This is a genomic window from Candidatus Omnitrophota bacterium (assembly GCA_025453395.1).
Taxonomy (GTDB): Bacteria; Omnitrophota; Gorgyraeia; order Gygaellales; family Profunditerraquicolaceae; genus JAlOQK01.
Genome location: JALOQK010000007.1, coordinates 1 through 21,341, shown reverse-complemented (window position 1 = coordinate 21,341; position 21,341 = coordinate 1). Strand labels below are relative to the sequence as shown.

Annotated in this window: 1 protein-coding gene (running past one end of the window); it reads left to right on the top strand. The window is 42.8% G+C overall.

What is annotated here, in order from left to right; translation table 11 throughout:
- Positions 1-21,341, top strand: part of the annotated coding region (locus MUF05_06565; protein MCU0666738.1) for a helix-hairpin-helix domain-containing protein (this coding region is incomplete at its 3' end). Its footprint begins 31,474 nt before the window's first position; 21,341 of its 52,815 annotated nt are in view.

Here is a 21,341-nt window from a genome sequence, read left to right as displayed (position 1 = left end):
ATACCCATGAACAGATTATTTATCGCAGGAATATAACCAAAAATACCAATGAGATTGTTTCTAAGACAAATATGTATTATCGCGACGAAGACAAGCTGACCATAGACTTCCGCAAAGAAAAATTATCTTTATCTACCGAGCAATTCTTGCGTTTTCAGAATCTCTGGCCTTGGCTGACCAACCAGGCCGAGAAAGAACAGCCTTATATTTTAATGCGCATAACAGGGCAGCGCGACTTAGCCAATATAGACGTGATGTTCCATAATATGCTTAAGAATGGCGGATTAAGCGATATATCTACTGGTAATTTCACTCCCGCGCAAAGCTTTGAAGATTCTCCGGTAACTGTATCTGCAGATGCCCCGCTTATTAAGAATGGCGCCTTTGTGGGAGAAGACGCGCAGAACATCTTTATGGATAAAGCGCCTTTAAATCCTTATAATCGTCAATTTGCCATCGGCGGTTTAGAGAATATGCTTATTAAAATGTATATGCGCGAAGGTAAAATGGGCGTGCAGACCGCATACATTGTGCGCGACGGCGTGAGATTTGATATTAAAAAAGACGAAGCTTTTGTGACAGGTATCCTTCCCAAGGGAACAGAATATAAATATACATATGAAGTTACCGGGCAAGATGGGAAGATCCACACAAATACTATTACGCAAGTTACTCAGCAGGATGAGAAAATAGTAAATATATTTGGGTCTTCAGATTTAGGGTATAAGCTTGGCAAGCAGCATTTTGCTTTTGTTACGCCTGTAGTCGTAGATGTTCCTTACGCGGTTGTGCATACTTTCAAGAATCACGCTCCTTATTCTTATAGGCTTAGCGTTGCCGATGTCTTAGCTTTACACAGCCAAGGCAAGATTTCCAAAGACAAGGTCGTGGTTGACTTTGGTGATGGCTTAGACAAGGTAACTTTAGGAACAGATGTGAATAAAGTCTGGGCTGCCCCGTATTTAGCTGAAGGCGTGGATGCCAACGGCAAGAAAACAGTTATTCCCGGGGTCATTGAATACGCCGATTCCGTTAAATATGCAGAAGGGGTTGATCAGAACAATGTATTTGCGTATATTACCCAGCCCGACGGCACGAAGCTCGGTGTTTCAAGAGAGCAGGCAGGGCTTGTTATCCAAAAGCAATTAGAAAAAGTCAATGTTTCTGCCTTAGAGACAACTCCCGCAGTATCTACTGAAGCTGTTCCGCAGGTATATCAGGATTTATCTAATTATTTCACTAAACTAAACAACTTAAGCGTAAACGTACATTCTTATCAATATCAGAAAGCTTTGTATGAATGGCTGAATAATGTTTACCGTGTCCTGCCACAGGCGCAGGAGAACACAAGGATTGATTTAGAGAATAAAATGTTCATGCAGTATCTTATCACCCAGTCAGGTTTGTGGGCAGGCGAGAGAACCGCGTGGATTGATAAGAATATTGAAACGGCGCAAGAAAATAAAACAAAGGCCCAAGAAAATTATAATCAAGCTTTAAATAAAGCAGATTCCGGTATTACCGCCTTAACAGGTGAAATCGCGCAAGCCCAGCAGGAGTTGGCGCAATTAAACTCCCTGCGCCAGAAATATATCAGTAATGGGAATAGCGGGTTAGTGGCTTACTACAATGAATTAATTCCCAAGGCACAGGCTAATATTAATAGTTTAAATCAGCAGCTTACGCAGGCGCAGATATATAAGGGCAGGTTAGCGGGTCAAGATCAAAGTCTTGATGAGGTTCTGGATTTAGTAAATGCTACTAATGCTTTGAAGAATTGGGAAGACAGACGAGGATCTGTCCCCACAGAATCACAGTGGTATAAAGATCCTCAGGGCTCCGCAGAACGTTGGGCTAATGCGCAGTTGGCTGCCGCCACTGAACAATGGGATGACGCTCAGAAGTCATTGGGTTATGTTCAGGCAAAAGTTAACCTTGCCAAACAGGGAGTCCCTTATGCCCAACAGGAATATGCTAAGGCGTTGCAAAGCCAGGCAGCTTTGTCCAGTGAAATTGCAATTCTGGGATCAAATGATAAGTGGAGCATTAATTGGCTTAAGCAACAGCTTGCAGCAGCCAATAACGCTTCTGGGATACCCGCAGAAGAGAAACAAAAGAACATTGATTATTGGTCGGTGCGTTTGAATGATGCTACCGCGCGCTACAACAAATTAAAGGACACATTGATCGTTGATGCTAATAAATATGTTACCAAGACCGCCAATGACGTTCAGAAGGCTGAAGAATACCTGAATAAAATCCAGAATTCAAATGATAAGACAGATGAAATTGCTTCATTGCCGGAGATAACCGCCTATATAGAAGAATTAAAGAAAGATATGGGCGAAGATATGGATAAAACAATGGAGTATCTTAGGAATCGCACAGAGACGATTAAAAAGGCTGGGGAATTATTGGCGCGCTTCCAGGATGCAAGAGACAATGTTCTGGACTTAAGCGACCAGATTGCCAAACAATCTATGCAAGTTCAGAAATACAAGAGCGCCCTTAATGCGCAAGCAAAAGAAATTAATGCTATGTCTAAAGATTTAGCAGCAAAATATCCTAACCTGCCGGTGTTTACTGAACAAGAAGTAAAGGAGTTGGTTGAATCAGAAAATCCACAAGGGTATTTAGGCTCTTATATGAATAATGCTTTTTGGGGCGATGGGAATCTTAATAATAACGCTCAAGTGACTAATCTCTACGATGCCTTTGGGAATAAGATTGATTTATACAGTGTTTCTGTGCAGTATCAGGGCACGCCCGATACGCTTCAGCGCGGTGTTGGCGTGCGTACTGCTGTGGGAGACAATGCGACCAACCTTATCGCTGTGGGCATTGCTGATAGAACAAGTTATCAAGAGAAGAAACCCGGAGAATTTGAGAAAGTCAAAGAACGCCGCATGATCTTAGTGGAGAATGCGGCCTATGCTAAGGATAATATTTCAGCAGCCTATGTAGGCTATGCGGATTTGTCTTTGGATAATAAAGGAAACATTATAGTGCAGGATGTGCATTTACGCGATGATCTGGCGAATAATTATTTTGCGGAATTAAGCGCAGGTGGCGTGTTTACTGATGCTAAGGGCAAAGCAGATTTTATTATCCATGACAAAGAAGGAAAAGAGATTATCTTGCCGCGTTCAATGATGCTTCGCGAAAGATTGCTTTATACAAGCGTTGGTTTTGGCTGGGAAAATAAAGAAACCGGCACGATGTGGAAAGTTTTCGTAAGGCCCGAGTGGGATACTTCCAAGTGGGCAAGTAAGTCTTTTTATCCTTATGTTGGCGCGGAAGGAAAACTTCCTGTTGAGGCTTTGTCCAATGATAACTTTAAGACTTCCGTAGGCGGACGCGCAATGTACGCTGGCAGCAAATCATTTAAAGGAACAGCCTTTGTTACTATTGAAATGCCCAAAGACATGGCCTTTACCGTAGAGGCTGGCGTGAACGATAAATATGATATGAAGTCTCTTAGCTTTGGCTTGGATGTCCCGGTGCCATTCACAGAGGACGCCTCAGCCAATATTAATTATGGCATTAATTGGTTTAATGGCGGAAAGTACGATGGCTTTGGAGTTACCTTTGGGCCGTTGGCAAGAGTTGCCAAAGAAAAGCGCGTAGATTTATTAGGTATTCCGGCAGAATTCCCCTTAGATTGTTATTTTGGATTCCAGCCTAATAGGTCGCAGGCTCCTCCTGTTGTGCAAAATTCTCCCGCAGAACTTTCCCCTGTATTAAATACCACCCAAGAAGGAAATCCGGTTGAATTCGGACCGGGCGCTTACCAGGATACTACTAAATTAAAAGAATCAAATATCGGCATTATCTCCGGTACTTCGGAAATCGTGGATATAAATGAAAGAGATTATGTGAACGCGCGCGCGCTTAATTCCTTGTCCAAGGGCGAATTACTTAATGAAGAAATTGACTATAGAAAAGGCGAAGGTTATTTTAACTGCAATCAGGAAATAGACAGAGAAGTTTGTGTCGGCGATGATACAGGCCGCGCGCTTATCTTGCCTAAGAATTACCGCCTGAAGGAATTTCCAGAAGCAAAGTCACCGATTATTGTCAAAGCCGGAGCTTCTGTATTAGAGAAAATCCAGAATTTTGAGAATGATCCTAACGCAGTTGCGCTTGTGTCAGATCTGGAGAATGGGCTTGTTGTTTTGGATGAGAAGAAATTAGAAGAGCATGCTTTAGCAGGTAATATTTATGCTGATTTTGCCTATGACGCAGAAGGGAAAATTAAGTTAGACGCTTCCGGGAAAAATGTATACAAGTATTTTGTCGGCAATAATTTATTGCGCTTTAGCGAAAAAGGATATCAAGCTTTAGACGCATTAGCGCAAAAATATATTGTCAATCCGATTAAGTCAGGCGATAGGATACATTTAGAATATTTAACTGAAGCCCAGTTTGCCAAGGTTAAGGATTCAGATGCGTTTGAGATAAAGAAAGAGAATGCCTGGGACGTTTTCTATAACAAATCCAGCGGCCTTGCGTTATCGCTTCCGGGTTACCTTACGGACCGCCAGTTGGCATTCTTAGAATGGCGCCTCTTTGTCGTGGAAGGCAAATTGACCATCGGAGAAAACAAAGAATCTTATAGCGATGAAGATAGAGTAATTATCTTTAAGGATTCAACCGATACTTTGATTTACAACGAAAAAGGAGAACAGGGGTTATTGAATGCGCCTGTTACCAAGGGCATGTTGCTGGGGGCAAAGGTTAATGTGCCTGTTAATAATTCCTGGAAGAATATTCAATCCACCCAAGGCACGGATAAAAACGGAAAGTATATTTGGTATAAAGATAACAATAATAATGGCCGGCCTGAAATCGGAGAGCAGGAATCTTTTGAGCATTCTGTGGGTGAAAAAACTTCAGAAGTAGAAAAGCTATTGTTTGATGGCTGGAAGCCGGTGAATATTCTTAACATGAACGGCGTAAGAATACAGGAAAATGGTTTATTAGGTGATTCTTTAGGTCAGATGTATCAAGAGAATCTCCTGTTAGTTAAGTTAGTTGAGGCTGATTATAGTGTGGTATGGGTTAAGAATGGCGATTTATCCGACCCGAATATACGCGCCAACTTAGCAAAAGAAATTTATAATGGCGGTACATTGATGCGCCTTGTTTCCGGAGGAAATGCCGTAGAGTATGTGTACCCGACAGCAGAGCTTAAGGATTCTGTGGTTATGGGGCTTTATAAAGGGCAAGAGGACGCTTGTGTTTATGGTATGACTGAAGATGGTAAGTCCGATGGCGTTGTGCAGTATTATTCCAAAGAAATTAAGGCGGTAAAGACTGTAAAAGACGGTGATAAGATTCTCGGGCGCTTTATAATCTCTGCTCACTATAAGAAAGATGCCAATGGCAAAGACCTGCCGCCTTTTAATTATGTCGGCTATGACGCTTGGGGCAAGGTGTTTGTTGAGCCGTATATGAAAGAAGGCGCGATTAAGAATATAAGCGTGAATTTAGGAGAAAAGAGTTTTGTTGTCGGCGATGTTCCTGAACTTACCGGCGATGAACCGGTAAAACGTATCTATAGCGGATTCGATACCGAATTCAATTTACCTGCCGTCAACCAAACCGGCTGGGCGGTGGAGACAGGCAAGAAAATCACTTTTGATAATCAAGATTATCCGATAATCGCCCAGTTGTTGAAGAAGGCTGATGGAACTTTCAGCGTTTCTTATTTCTCGGTTGACGTCGATTCGGGTAAAGAATCAGTTCGCATTGCTTTAGATAAGGCCTACAAAGGTAATAGAGGGTTAGCTTCCTTAATTATCCGCGATAACGCTGGGAACGAAACCGGAACCGAAACCTATCATTATCCGGTCTTAGGCGGGGCGACTGGTAGATTATTATTCAAGACAGAGCAGGTGGTTATCGCAGGTAATCCAGCAGAGAGAGAAAATGGCGCTGTAAAAGCCGCGCTAATGCGCCAGATAGATACTCAAACTAATAAAACAGTCAGGGTTTTTGGTGTTAACAACGATGGTAACGAAGTAATGCTTTTCTTTAGGGGCCCCGTAACTCTTCCGAACGCAGTTAATGTTCTTGGTAAAGTGATTATCGGGTCCGATACATTGGTCACGAGGCCGGTTATTTACTACGATAGTAATTTCAACCTGTTTGATCGTCAGGGTAATGCTATTGATAAGGATACTGCCCTTAATAAAAGCAATGTAGCCGGTTGGGTGGTTAGGACGGATGATAAGATTAAAGGTGAAAAGTGGTTAATTGCCAATGAGATTACTCCTGAAGGGATCTTTGTAATTGCCAGGGCAATGGATAATGATGGTGAAGAGAGAGCGAATATCTCAAAGCTAATAGGAAGCGGGTATTTAGTGGAGATAATTTCTTCCAGTCCCAAAGCTGGCGATGATACTCCGGACAGGATTACTTACCGCGCAGCACGCAGCGGGAATACTTATACTTACGATGTCAAGAATTGGGTTTTTGAAACTAGATATCAGCAGCCAGGAACGCTTAGCGAAATATTCGGCATACCTTTTAACAGCATAGACGCGCAGATAAGAAGCGGCTTAGCAGTATCGGGCATAAACGGTAATACCAGGCTTGATCAGAGCCGGGTTAATACTGTTTGGGGAGCTGTTTGGACGGACTATCGCCTTGCCGACGATCCGCTAAAAGTTATTGTTCATGATCAGGGTTCATTTAAGATTGTGGGTATTGTTTGGCAGGGGAAAGAACAAGTTAGAAGTTTACGCTTAAACTCAGATAATTCTATTACTAGAACCTATGATAGCCGCGGAGCTGACGGCAAGATAGTCAGGGTTAAGGCCGGGGATTTATTTACCGAGCAAAGAGCCGCTGTTTACTTTATGCAGACAGGAAGGGACCTTTGGAGCGACCTGGCCTTGTTGAATATAACTAAGGACACATTGATAGTAAAGGTAACTGAGACCCTGAAGGTGCCCGCGCTCAAGCAGGACGCAAGCGGTGCTTACAAAGTAGTTTATACCGAGCAGGATGATTCCACAAACAGCATTTATCTTTTGCCCAATGATCCCTTGGGTAGCGATCTGTGCCAGATGACTGATACGGATTTTATTCTTTCTGAATGGTGGAAGCAGGGTACTAATTTAACCAAGGCGCCGTTCGGTATTTTACCTAGCAGTTTTGTGATGGATCTTAATCGCGGAAACTTTTTATTCACCTCTACCTATTCTCACCAGGAGCTCAATGGAGACGGCAGGCCGGTGAATGTATATGATATTAATTGGCAGAGGGGGGTTGGCACTGATGATGGATTAAGAGACGAGAGTTTGATTCAGGCAGCCTATAGGATGAATGGAGATTCTTATTGGAATATGTATAAGGCAAGGACGCCGAAAGTCGGCCCGGCCAAGATAAAGCTTTATTACGGCAGCAACGGATTTCCTTCAGAAACAAAGGTGGTGGAGGATGCCGACGGCATTAAATTAGACAAAGAAGATTCTTACTCGGTTTTCACTCCCGCGCCTATACCCGCAGATGTAAAAGGCATTGATATTAAGCCAGGATATCTTTGGTTTAACGAGAGGTTCTTAAGCCGCAAGCATCATGAATGGCTGGATTTATCCCGCGCCAAAGATTATATTTACGGGCCTGTGGACGGCCGCCTGCACGATGACAGAGGCAGATTGATCATGCAGAGGCATAATGTTTTTACCGATGAGTTAAAAACAGGGACTTTCTGGGAAAGGCTGAAATATAACCTGGGACATAACAATGTATTTACGGCGCTTAAGCGCGATGGCGCAATTTGGCCTATAGCGAAAGTATTAGTCTGGGGTTTCCTGGGTTTGGTTGTTGGTATAGGCGCACTATACGGGGTATTGCGCGCTCTCGGCCTTGTTATGCGGGGATTAATATCCGGCAGAGATACCAAGCAGCGTCCGAGCGTGACTGTAAGGCCAGCCCTGCGCAATGATCCTTGGTATATGTTTGTGATTAATCATATCGGGGTAATGAATTATCGGCCGGGGTTAATTAATGATTTATTGCTGCGCATACAACTGGAATATCCGGATGTGAATATTGAGGATTTATTAAAGCATGATACACAAGCCAAAAAAATAGAAGAACCGGCTAATAAATTAGAAGGAGAAGCTAAGAAGTTAGAAGAAGATGCTGAAAAACTAAGAAAATTGGGTAGGGATTCAGAAGCTGCTGCAAAAAAGGCGGAGGCTAAGACTAAAAAAGCAGCAGCTAAGGCTAAGAGGGAAGAGGCCCAAGCGCAGTATTCTGAACAGGAAAGGAAAATATTGAAGTTAATCTCTGACCATCGTAATTTATGGTTCAGGGTACTTTTCCATCAGGAAGCAACGACTATATCAGCAATGCAGCAAAGGAGCTTGGGCCAGAGAATTTCTGCTCCAGATGGGTATGTTTTTACTGAACATGATATGGATACACTTTATAGATATTGCGCAGAAGAAAATATAGATTTATTTACACAATTTGAATCCAGCGGGCATAATTTAGCTTACTATGCGGAGCATCTGAGTGAATTAACCGATGCCATAATAATGGATTTAATCCATGGAGAAAACGGAATTAGGGATTTTCTGCGGCAGCGAAGAGCAAGGGACGGCATCCCGAGCTTTAATTTACCGCAAAGCGGATTGCAATATTTTGCTCTTAGGCTTCCTCAAATCATCGGTAGAATATTCGGATTGTCCGTTCCTAAAATAACAATAATTTTAGCTGTGCCTTTTGTCTTGGCAATTATGTTAGGCGCATTTACAAGCTTACCAGTTATCACTGGGATTATTATGGTCTTTTTAAGCGGCATCCTGTGCGCTATTTTGCTGGGCATGTTTGGCGAGCGCTCTGCGCCGGAAGCCAAACCTGCCTCGGGTGTTTCTTCAAGGTTTTGGGTTATAACTTTTGCCGAGTGGTTTATTTATAATGGCTTGTTGGTTTTTGTTTTATTTGGTTTATGGTCTCCTGTCGGGGTTCCTTGGTGGGGGAAGATTGCTTTCTACCTACCTTTATTATTGAATATAATTCTTTCCTTCTTTTCCATTACTCAGGCAAATTACGCGGCATTACGCAGAAATATCGTGCGCAAGGAAAACCTGGTTAGTGTCACTGATTGTAAAACAGCGCTTGAGAAGATCCGCGAGATAATTGAGGCAGATCCGAGCTACCGCTATATCTGGATGAAGTTTGTGGAGGATTTAAGGGGCGGCATAGACGGCAGTTTCACTGATATCAAAGCTGGGCGCGGCCCGTTGATCTCTAAAGAAGAAAAAGCCAGTCTGTTAGGGATTTTAGATGGCCATGAAGCCAATGTCCCCGAGCTTGCTTTTGTCCGGGAAAGAATCGTGGATCTGGTAAATCGCTACTATATGGAGAAAATCAGCATTGATAATCAGGCACAAGTAGAAACATTGACTATCCAGGGTTCCATGGCTGCCGAGCCTTATAGGGTGTACTTAAGGGATACCAAAGAAGGCAGGGATTGGATGCCGGGAGTGGATGCTAAAGGAAAATGGGAAAATCCCGATGATGAACGAGTGATTGACATTGACATGACCCAGTTTGAAATGATTTTCTCTAAGCACAGCTATGAGTGGAGATTGTTTATTAGTGATGTCTTGGCCCCTGCTTGCGGAGTGGTAATTACAGATGACAATAGGGATATTTTACTTTCTCCGAAGAGAGCAGGAGATGTATTTACTGTCTTAAAAGGAAATAGCTTAACTGATGTTCAGTTAACTAATATGATGGAAGATTGGCTGTGTTGGAGAACAGAAGGCGCTTGGAAGACTACTGAAAGCGAGCGTTTAGCTGCTGTGTGGTCATATAAGATGCTAGCCCATCGCTTGGGGATTATTGCCCACGCAGATTTGTCTGATCCGGTGGAAGAGACAAGATATAATGCCGCGTTAGAGAGCTGGGCCAAGGAGCATGTAAAGATTATATTTAAATACTCTTCCACCAAGAGGAGTAGTGTTGAAGCCCAATTCAAACGCCAAATTCCTGGAGAATACGGGTTTGTTGTTGATGCAGAAGTAGGTAATGACCCCAGGCTTAATCCTGATGGGAAATGGCATAGTCCGGATCCGAGCAGGCCTTGGGCTAATATGCCGCATGTAATTTGCATGTTCCCTGGCAGGAATCCCTCTTTTAACCCGAAATACGGCGGCTGGTGTCAGATGCGCTCTTATATCAGGACCCCGCGCATTGTATGTATGGATGTTGGCCACAGGCAGGAAGTAGAAGATTTTATTTATCTGCCCAATGTCTTCCGTGAGTTCCAGGAAGACCGGACATTAGGCCTGCTTTCAGCCAGCTATAGAGTATACGGCGAAGAATACAGCCCGGAAATTGTATGTAATGCCACAGGCGAAAATACCTGGAATATTCCTATCAGGTCAGTTAAAGCCAGGGTTGGCCGAGAAGGCGGGTTCGGAAAGATGGTTATTGATATAGCGGCTTTGGAGAGCGTAGGCGGAGTTGAAGCATCGCAGATTATTGAAGACACTATAACCAGCTATTTATTGCTTACTGCCGGATACGGCACTAAGCACGTTGAATATATCTGTTTCAAGGGGTCGCAGGAAAAATCAATTTATGATTCAGTCGGCTTTATTCAGAGATTTGCCGGCCCGGTGTCTAAGACTAGCTTAAGCCCTATCTTCTGGGAGTTTATTAGCAGTGATTATGTGCATTATACAGCCAAGGTAGAGGCGCTGTATACCTCTGGGTTCTATTTAAGAAAGCCGCTGGTCTTAGCCACTAATATTGCGATGATTGTCTGCGCCACTCTGCTTCCTTTTGCCGTGTATGCCGGGTTATTCTGGCCGTGGTTATTCACCTATGCCGGGTTGGTTTTTGCCCAGTCCATTAACCTGCAGACTATTGAATATTTTACCGAGAGGTATGGCGCGGTTAAGGGCATGGGATTATTTATGCTTTACTTCCCGATTTTATTCTTATTCTTTGTGGCTTTTATTCCGCCGCACGCCTATAAATTAATCACCGAGGGTTTACACTCCAGGGATAAATACAGCTTAACTGACCGGTCTCCGGTTTTAGTCAGGACTACTTTCTGGAATATGGCCAAGGAGTTTTCCTTTGGCATATTCTTAGCTAATCTGTTGCTTTTGGTTGTGGCTTTGCGCGCGCCGTTTGATCCCTTAGGCTGGGCAATCAATGTCTTTTTACTGGCAATGCCTCTGGCTTGGGCCTTTGGTCCGTTTATGTGCAACCCGCGCAAAAATGGTACATTTAAAATAGCAGAAGCTATAAGCGGAAAATTGGCAAAAGGTAAGCCAATAGCAGAAACTTTAAGCAGAGGATTGGCAAAAGTTACAAGAAAAAATTTTATAATAAGATTACCTTTAAAGACACAAGAGTTGATGGAGAATTTACCGCTCATGATACAAAAGTTCTTAATTGGGCTTGTTCAGGGACTTTTGGCTATTTCTCCAGCTGTGGTTTTGATTGGCCTTAGCTTGCTTGGTTTTTCCCAAGCCGCGGTTATTTATATCATGGCTAGTTTGGTTATTGCTACTCTGGCAGTGATAGGCTTATACCTGTTGCATTCTATCCGCTTAAAAACTTTGGCCTTGCTTACTATTGCTGCGGCAATTCCTTTAGGCATTGCCCTTGGCGGAATCAGCGCAGCGATTGCAGTTGCAGTTGGTATGGGTTTAGTCTTATTAAATCAGTTTTATCCGAGAATAAAAGGTCATGATACGAAATGGTTAAAAACTCTGGGTCTATTAACGATTGGTTCTGCAATTCCTTTGGGCATTGCCCTTGGCGGAATCAGCGCAGCGATTGCAGTTGCAGTTGGTGTTATCGAGCTCGCAATTAACTATGCTTATTCAAGAAGAAATCATCAGGGCGCTACCTTACATATCGGGCCATTTGTCGCCTATATTTTGAGCGTACTTTATTACCCGGCTAAAATAAGGGTAATGCTATGGGCAAAACAGATTCAGCTTAAATTTGCAGGTAGAAAAATAGGTAAGGATAATGATTTAATCCGGAAGGTAAACGAATTAAAAATACCCTGGATAATGAATGATGTAAAAGTTGAAACACTGGCATCATGGGTGAGCAGAGTTATTCATGGCGCAGGTTCGTTTGATAAGAAAGATAATAAGGGCAATATAGTCAGAGATGAAAATGGCAATATTATCAAAATAGGAATTATTGGATTGATACTTGATTGGTTTAAAAAAAGAATAGATGAGCGTAATCGCGCTGTAGCGCGGCACAATCAGCGGGTTCAGGGGCATAATGTGCGGATTTGGGTTATCAAGGAGTTCGGAAGAGCCAACTTTAATTCTGACGTTAAGGAAGATCTTATAAAAGAAGCAATAGATAATCTCACCAGGAGATTTGAGTTGTGTAAGGTTGCGATAGATTTTAGAGAGCTTATCAAGCAGCGCGGTATTCATTTTAGCCGCGCGCCGGATGGCTGGAAATACGGGCCATGTATTCTGGACGAGTCTACGCCTACAGCCGCCAATATTACGATAATCTTGCCCGCAGATGCAAAAGCTGACAGTATTGAGCATGAATTACGCGCGGCTTTAATCCCCGGTTTAACCCACCAAGAAAATACTAATTTTGATAAAAATTTAGCTGAAGCCAAGATTAAGCGCGATTTAACCGTGCTGCCTTCAGCTCTTCAAGTAAAAATTGAAGCTTTTCAAAAAGAACAGTTTGGCCAGATTTGCGATTTTAGGGCTGGTGGTGAATCGGAGGAGAATGCGGTCATCTTATCAACGGGCAGCGGTAAAGTAATTTTAAGCAGAGCTTGGAGATTTTTCACCAATCGTAATAATTTACTGTTATTAGGATTAGTTTCAGCTTTAGCGTTTTTGGGTATTGGTTGTAATGGAGAAATTGCTCCTGGAGATAGAATTCCAGAAGTTACTATAAGCGGCATAAAAGACCTCATTTTTTACCACCCATTTATTAGTAGCCTTGGTTTTATTGTAGTTGCTGCCGCTACAATTATATCGGTTCCCATATTTATCTGTTGCCTGTTTTTATTAAATCAAAATAAAATAGAACGGATTGAGCGAGTATTGAGTTTTAAACTTAATATTGCTCAAAAAATAACTTCTAAAGAGCAAAAATATAATAAGAATTTTGTAAGTGGATTATCCATATTAGCATCAGCAATTTACCTTGTTGTAGCTATAAAGAACGGTTCTTCTTGGCCAGCAGCATTTGGTCTTGGCTGTTTTGTATGGATCATCACGTTAATTCCTACGGTCTTGTTTGGAAACACCATTCTTATAAGTTTTTTAAATAAATTAAATCATTATTTAAGAAAAAATTTAAGTGTTCAAGAAATAGATAGGTTAAATTTAGCAAGTTCTGATATTTGGAGAAATAAATTCTCCATTTCTAAACGCTTAGATTTGATTGATTTTATGTTATCAAAAGGTTGGCCAATCGCAAGGATAGGGCTAGTAATACAAACGGCAAGTAGAGAGAATTGCCTACTAGACAAAATTAAAGACTCAATCAATTTCTTTGTAGCTAGAAATATAGATATCGAAAATAATCTGGAGCTTCTCAGGAGGTTGTTGTATTGTTATTCACTTTTAGATATTAATGATTTATTTGACTTTATTTTATTAAAAACAGGCAATATCCGTGATGCTATAGATATCGTTCAAGCAATTGCTATGGAGCAGTTCTCTTTGCCTAATACTAAAGATTTAATTAATTTTGCATTAACAAAAACAAGCGATATGCAACTTACCATAAGAATTCTTAAAGCAGCAGGGTATGGTAATATGGTGTTATCTGATGCTAAAGATTTGATCAATATTGTCTTAGAACGAGCAGCTGATATTAAAGTCACGATAGAAATTTTTGAATCATTAGCACATAGTGGGATCTCTTTATCCGACATTAAAGATTTAATCAATATTGTCTTACCGCGAATACCCGATATTCAAGATACAATGAGAATTATTAACGCGGCAACAGGATTCAGCCTATTTTTATCAGATATTAAGGATTTAATCACTGTAGCATTATCAAAAACAGATAAGCCGCAGGAAATAGTTTCTGGTCTTAAGACTGCTTTAGCTATCGTAGCTACGTATAAAAACGTTCCAGGAAATGAAATAATAAATCAGGGATTTGCAGGCGGAGCTTCTTGCTCAGGAGATGGGTATTTTGTAGACTATAATACTGAAACTGTTCTCACTGGTTATGACATTCTCGCTGCAAAACAGTATTTGGAAGAGCACCTTGGAAAAGGCGAAGGTCAGCCTAACCACGACTTCCTTAACTCCGCCATTCCGCACAAAGGCACCCAGGGAATGCCCGGCATCAATGATCTGTTAGTTGATCCGCATACCCAGCATAACATAGTAGGCAATAACACCGGATTTGAAGATGCTGTTGCCGCAGCCAAGAGCGCTGCTTTGGCCTTCCTGGATGCGCAGGGAACAGTGGTGGATGAGAACACCAAGAATAAGCTGGCCATAGATTTAGTTGTTCCCAAGGAAAGATCTCCTCCGGGATTCTTAGGCCTGATGTATTTTAGCGCCAAGCTCTGGCAGTATGTCCATGCCGGACAAGGCAAAGACAAAAAGACCCCCACAGTTTATATTGCCCTGGCCTTAGTAAAATATTTCCAAGGTAACTTAGATGCAAAAACACTGAATGATTATCTCGCCGCTTTATTGATTCACGAAGTTGCTCACCTTAGCGGATCAACCCATGAGCAGGCACAGGCGTTGCACAGGGCGTATCTTAGAGAGAGAGGATATTCGGAAGAAGTATTAGAAAAATTATTAATCAGCCTAACTGCTGAATACACCCGTCTTTCCAATGCCACTTACCCGGCTGCGGCCTCTGCTCATCCCGTCCTTGCCAGGGGAAGGATCGTCACTGATATAGACGGAACGGTCCTCGAATCTCCCACCAGAGACAAGCAAGAGATACTGGTGGAAAACCCGGTATTCCATGATGTTTTCGGTTTACTGCAAAGAAGCTTTGGCTTTAGCCCGATTACCGGCAACAACTTAGATCAGTTCATTTATCGCGTAGTCAGCTACATTCCTCCCACGTTAAGAAGAAATCTCTCCATCTATGTCAACGGCGCTGCCCAGAAATTCATCTTTGATGAGAACGGCGACTATCAGGAAGACCTGCGTTACCGGTCGGATAAGAGTATCACCAGCCACGACCGCAAAGTCATTACCGAAATCTTACAGGCTGCCATAGAAAGATACTGGCAGAGATTCCTGCAGAATCAGGCCGCCTACTTTAGCCTCTATGATACTAAACGGGAATTTTTTGTGGACGTAGCAGGAAACTTTAGAAAGGCATTCCTGGATTCCCGCGGTGAGGCTTCCGACGGAAGCCTGGTTCAACTTTCAATAGTGCTTGTTCCTTCCCGCAAACTCATAGCCAAGGATAGATTAGCCCAGCTTAATCTTCAGCAGGACGAAAGAGAAGTGGTGCTTGCCGAGATTAACGCGGATATTGAGCAGAGGATTGCCGCAGGCGAGTTGTCACCGGAGTTTCGTACCAAATACAATATTATCGCAGGTGGCGCAGTCAGCATTGATGTTAATGTCGGCGGGATCAACAAACTCTCCGCAGTCAAGGACCTGGTAGAGAACGAGGGCATTGCCCCAGAAGACATCCTTTACTTTGGTAATGAATTTGAAGAGGGCGGCAATGACCGGCCGGTAATGGCTATGCCCGGAATAATGGGAGTAAATGTCGGCGAACATCAGGCTATTAATTTACCCGGCCTTTATGGCGTTGGAGTAGGCATTCAATTTACCAAAAAATGGTTTGAGTTTGCCTGTGCCCAGTCCGATATCTTAACCCAAGCCCAGCAGGTCAGGCCGGCGATTCAAATAGTGCGTGCGGCTATAGCCGGAGTGACCCTTACTTCTCCTCGTCGCATTATTCAGCCAAGCGTTGATGCCAAGGAATCATTAAGGGGCAAGATTGAACAGGTTATCGCGGATTTACGAGCCAAGGGAGTTTATGGAACAAGATTAGATAATTTAGAGAATGGTTACCGCGATGCCTTAGATAGAATGAGCAAGCGCTATGGCGAAAGATCCGGAATTTTACACAATCTTCCCATTCAGGTAGCTGGCGGTATGCAGGTAGCTGCTTCAGTCAGCCCGGATGTCTTATTGTTAAGCTATGATACTTTGGGCAGTAAAGAAAGAGTAACCGGGGAGCTCTTAGAAGAATTTGACCATTTTATTACCGCTGCGCAAACCCCAAGTGAACGCGCCTGCGCCGAGTTTAGAACCGATATCGAACAAGGGCTTTATTTCTACTCGTTAAGCTTAGAAGGGCAGGCATCCTATTTAAACAGTCTTATAGGAGAAAGAGCAATCAATTCTCATGATAATGATTTTTATACAGTATTAGTTAGGTCTTATCCGGATTTGTTCAAATTCTATAATCTGCTTGACCTTATGGAAGAAAAGTATGGTTTAAGCAAAGAAAAGCGCAATATATTAAAGCAGATTATAGGCATACAATCCAGGATGGACAAGCTGGAAAAGGAGAGAACAGCCAGCGAAAGAGAACGGTTGTTTGATCTGGCGTTTAGATTTGGGTTGGAAAGCGGGGTATATCCAGCGGAAATTACCGCTAAATATAATATTGACAGCCTGGCAGAGGGATTGATTGCTTATTATACCGGGCTTGATAGCCGCTTTACAGTTAACTTTGAGATTATGAGTATGGAGTATTTTGCCAAGGAGAAGCTGGACAAAGCACGCATGATTACGATGAGAAGTATCGTTGAAGAATCAAAGAACACCGGTATGCCTGTGCTATTGACCGTAATCGGTATGGTAGGTTTAGACCCGGCTAAACCTCAGGATGCCCTGCTTCTTTCCCAGATGCCGCGCGGCCCTCCGAAAGAAGATTATATTTATGAAGTAGTATATAGCGGCGGCGGCGGCAGATCTACTACCGATCTGGCCTGGGAATTCACTAGATCCGCCAGAGAGATCAAGGCCAAGGTTCAGAATATATTCGCCACTATCACCACAACCGCAGATGACGGAAGCCGTTCCAGGGAATTGCAGGATATTATTAGGGACATCTGGAAGATATATATTATTTCTCCCGGCGATGCCATTGTGCTCTGGCATTGGTTAACCGGAGACCCCACCAAATTAGAGCTTATTTATGAAAAAAGCGATTTCTCCGCGAAGGTAAACGTTAATGAAGCAGATGCCGCTACCCTGCAATTATTATCTCTATCTGAAGAAGAGGCAGAGCAAATCATTGCTAACATAAAATTGTTTGGCCCGATCGAAAAAGTCGAGGAGTTACTTGCTCGAGGCGCAATTGATAAGAAGGCCTTCGATAAGGTTAAAGATAACGTTCTCGTAGGTAAACATTCAATCACGACAGTAGAGGGCATGGTAAAAGAGCGTATAAGGGCTATAGACGGCCTGATCGGCCGTCCTTATCAGGAATATGGCCAGCATACCCGTCCAAAGGATTTGCTGTTCTTTACCGCTAACGTATTGAATATGGCTAGAAAGGCCGATCAAAGATATATAAAAAGCGGCATGAGAAAGCTTCGGAACGAAAGCTGGATGAATCTTTTTCTGGCCTGCTCTATGGAAGAAATCGGGATGTTAAATGTATCAGAAGACGGCAAGACAGCCAAGCTTGATACAGAAAAAGATTTTAGTAAATTAAAACAGATACTGGGAGTCGAGGGGTGTGTATGTCCGGCTACGTATGATGAAGTTACTTTGTGCACAATAATGGAAGCTGCCGCAGTTAAGATCGGCAAAGATGTAGTGATTATAGGAATGGTTGAAGGCCAGGGGATATTCGTAACTCCGGTTAAGAAAACCAATCCTAGCAAAAAAGGTAAGCCTGGTGAAGAAGATAAACCCGGGGAAGTGGAAACTACGCATCTGAATGAGGCAGGGACAGGATCGCTAGTTACATCAGCCGGAGTAGCCTTAAAATTAGACGGATGCCAGGTGTACTTTAGAAAGACTGCAGATGGTGATGTCGCCATGCGGATAGATGGCTGTAAAGATGAAATAATTATTATGGAAGACAAAGAAGAGGAAGCCAAGACCGTTCTACGCGTTGACGGCCATATTACCATTGTGCCTAACACCAGGGCCAAATGGGAAAATTTGAAGCAGGAAGCAGGAAAAATAGAAGCCACAGAAGTTGATGATGAGGATGGCGGCGGCAATATTTATAAGGCTGTTATTAGCGACGGTGGCCTTGATGTTATTCCGGCTGGGGTAACCGTTAGTTTTAAGAGCCGCCTTATTGAAGAACAGGTCAGTATCACCGATGCCGCCGAATTTCATCCTTCCCCTGTATGGGTATTGATAAATAAAAAGGTCAAGACCGACGCAGAAGGAAGGATTGAATACGAATACAAACTTGACAAGGAAGGCAAAATTAAGCTAGACAAAGATGGACAACCCGTTGTTATTATCGATAGCAAAATAAAAAGAAGGGTTTATCGCAATCTTACCCCTCAAGAAATACCCGGGGCTGGTAAAGGCGTAAAAGAAATGATTGAAAGGACAATCACGTTGCTCTGCGCAGGAAACGGGAGTTTGTTTACCAGCGCTATCCCCAACTTTATGGTCGGTGATATTTCGTTAGGCTTTGCAAAGCGCAAGGATATTGCCAGGGTATTTATTGTCAAGGCAACAACCGACATAGAGTCAGCCGGGCTAACAGTAAAAGAACAGATACTGGCCTTTGAAAGAACCCTTGAGCGCGCTATAGGCAGTAAGATAAAATTTGAAGAAATATTTCCTTTTATAATTGTTCCAATGGTTCCGGAGAGGACGCGTCAGCATCTTATCGATATAAGGGACAAGAAACGCGATGAAATTAAAAAGAAAAGAGCTGCGGGTGATTTGTCAAAAAAGCTCAGTAAAGTTCCCGGTGACGTGCAGAAATTACTTCCAGAAGATATTGAGTTTTTATCAGAGCGTGGATTGATTGTTTACGAAGTCACCGATTTTACCGAGCACAGGAAAAATGGAGAATTGGAATCTTTGCTTTATAATCGCTTGAACCTGACCCACACCCTGTATGAAATAGGCATGATGTTTAGGCTGTTCAGGATCTTCACGCCGGAGCCACTGAAGGCATATAGAGATTGGCGTACGCAGCGTCTTAATGTTCGTATGCACCAACAGAATGAGGCTTATTATGCCCCGCATTTTCTGGCCTCCGCGGATGTATTTGACACTATAGAGCATCTTGCGCATTTAAGCACGCGTCCCTTAGAAAAGGTAAGGGTATGGCTTGAATATAGAAAAGATGAGTATCGCAGCTTCAATCTGGATATAGTAAATGACTTAACATCCGACGAAACCAGATTTATGTCTGGCATTCTTGTCAATTATATATATAACAAAATGAGCTCATTAGGCGCCAGGAGAGTGGTGATCGATTGCGACCGCGCCTTATTCGCTGCCATCTCTGAAGATTTTCATAAGGCATACAAGCAAGGCATGGGTTATTCCTATAGCAAGATCGGGAAATATATGGAAAAATATCATTGTCTACCGGAATTCGGATTAATACATATAGATGATGCCCCGGAAGTTATCAATTCCGCCGAAGGTAATCTTGCTAGTCGGTTTTTAGCGGGCACCGCCATTGATTTATCAGATAAGAATGTTCTGGGCATAGAGTTGGGCCGTAGCTTTATAAGGGTGATTGGATTAAGCAATGGTAATTCGATAAAATATAGCCGTGATTTTGCCTGGAATCCAGGAATGATTACCGACGCCAGCTATTATGCCCAGGTAGTAATAGATGAAGTAAATAAAGCCAGGGAGGATATGGGCAGAATAGACGCAGTAGGTATCAGTTGGCCAGGAGCGGTGAATGAAGGCAAGATTATAGCCAGAGGCTCCAGCACCATGAGGTTGACCAAAAAGGATTTCGAGGAACAAATAAGTTCATTAGGGGAGCAAGTTGGCAGGCTCCTGGGATTGCCGGTTATCGTAGTCAATGATGGCGTAGCCGCGGGTTTATGGGAGGCAGTAGAGACAAGAAACGATAACGTACTGTTATTAGGTATGAGTGATTCAGTAAGCTCCTGTTATATTGGTGAGGACGGCCATCTGGCAGCTGTTTTCAATGAGGCCACCAATCTCATTATTGATTTATCTTTGGGAGCTGCTAAACACTCTATCTCCCATGTGCAGGGAGCTGCCCAGCAGTATCTCTCTAAGATGGGCGTTGCCAGGTTAGGAAAAAGGCTTTTAATGGGAGATTTGTTGTCTTCGGAAGTGGATAACGATTTTGAAGATGCGGTTGATATTGTAGTGAAAAAGAGCGATACCCATGGCTTAAAGAAAGAGGAATTCTTCGAGTTAATGGATTTAGCCCTTAAGCTGGAAGATGAGAAGAAGGACTGCAGGGAAAAAGCCAGCCTTATTTCGCATTATATGAAAAGAGATGCCCCTAGAAAAGCTAAACTTTTGGATATTGATATTGAAAAATTAGATGCGGCTTTGTGTGAGCCTACCGACGCAGGCGTAAAGCTTGTGCAGGATGCTATACTAAAACTAGCCAATGCGATTAAGGGCAAGCCGTTAGACGATATTGTTAAAGCTATAAGCCTGGGTTTTGCTGCTAAAGTCATAAATTATTATCGCCTATATCAGGTGCCAACAATCTTAATTCCGGATCAAACCGTTGGGGAATTTACCGGAAATTTGATCATTAATAAGCTGCGAGAAATTCTTTCTAACAGAGATGAAGTGAATGCTCTTATTGTTAAGACTTTTCACTCCTTGTTGTCTGCTCAAGAAATGCGGGAGATGCTTGAAAGAGATTTTCCAGGATTGAAAAAGATCAATTTCTATCTTGCAAGCCAGATTTCTTATCAGCGGATCACCCAGGACCTTGAAAATGAGGATAATAAGTGCGCCCAGTTAATTGGCAAGTTGATTTATGAAAATATAGGCCGTTATTTAGCCGTGGCTATTCATGAATTAAGTGATGTCTTCAGAATGAAACAAGTTTTAATCTATGGGGATATCACTTGGGGCGGTGCCGGCAAGGTCATTGTTGATGCCGCCAACACATATTTGACATCTACAGGATTGGGGCGTGGAGTTAAAGTAACATTAGGGCCGAGAAACTCCAATGTTTTAGGAAGAGAAGGGGCATTTGGCGCGGCGTATTTTGCCAGCCAGATAGTGAAAAAATCCCCAACTATTCCTAACCCCGACTTCCTCAACTCCCGCGTTGCCCATACCTCCACCATGGGGATGCCCGGGATAAATGATGTATTATCTGACCCGGCAACCGAGCACAATATT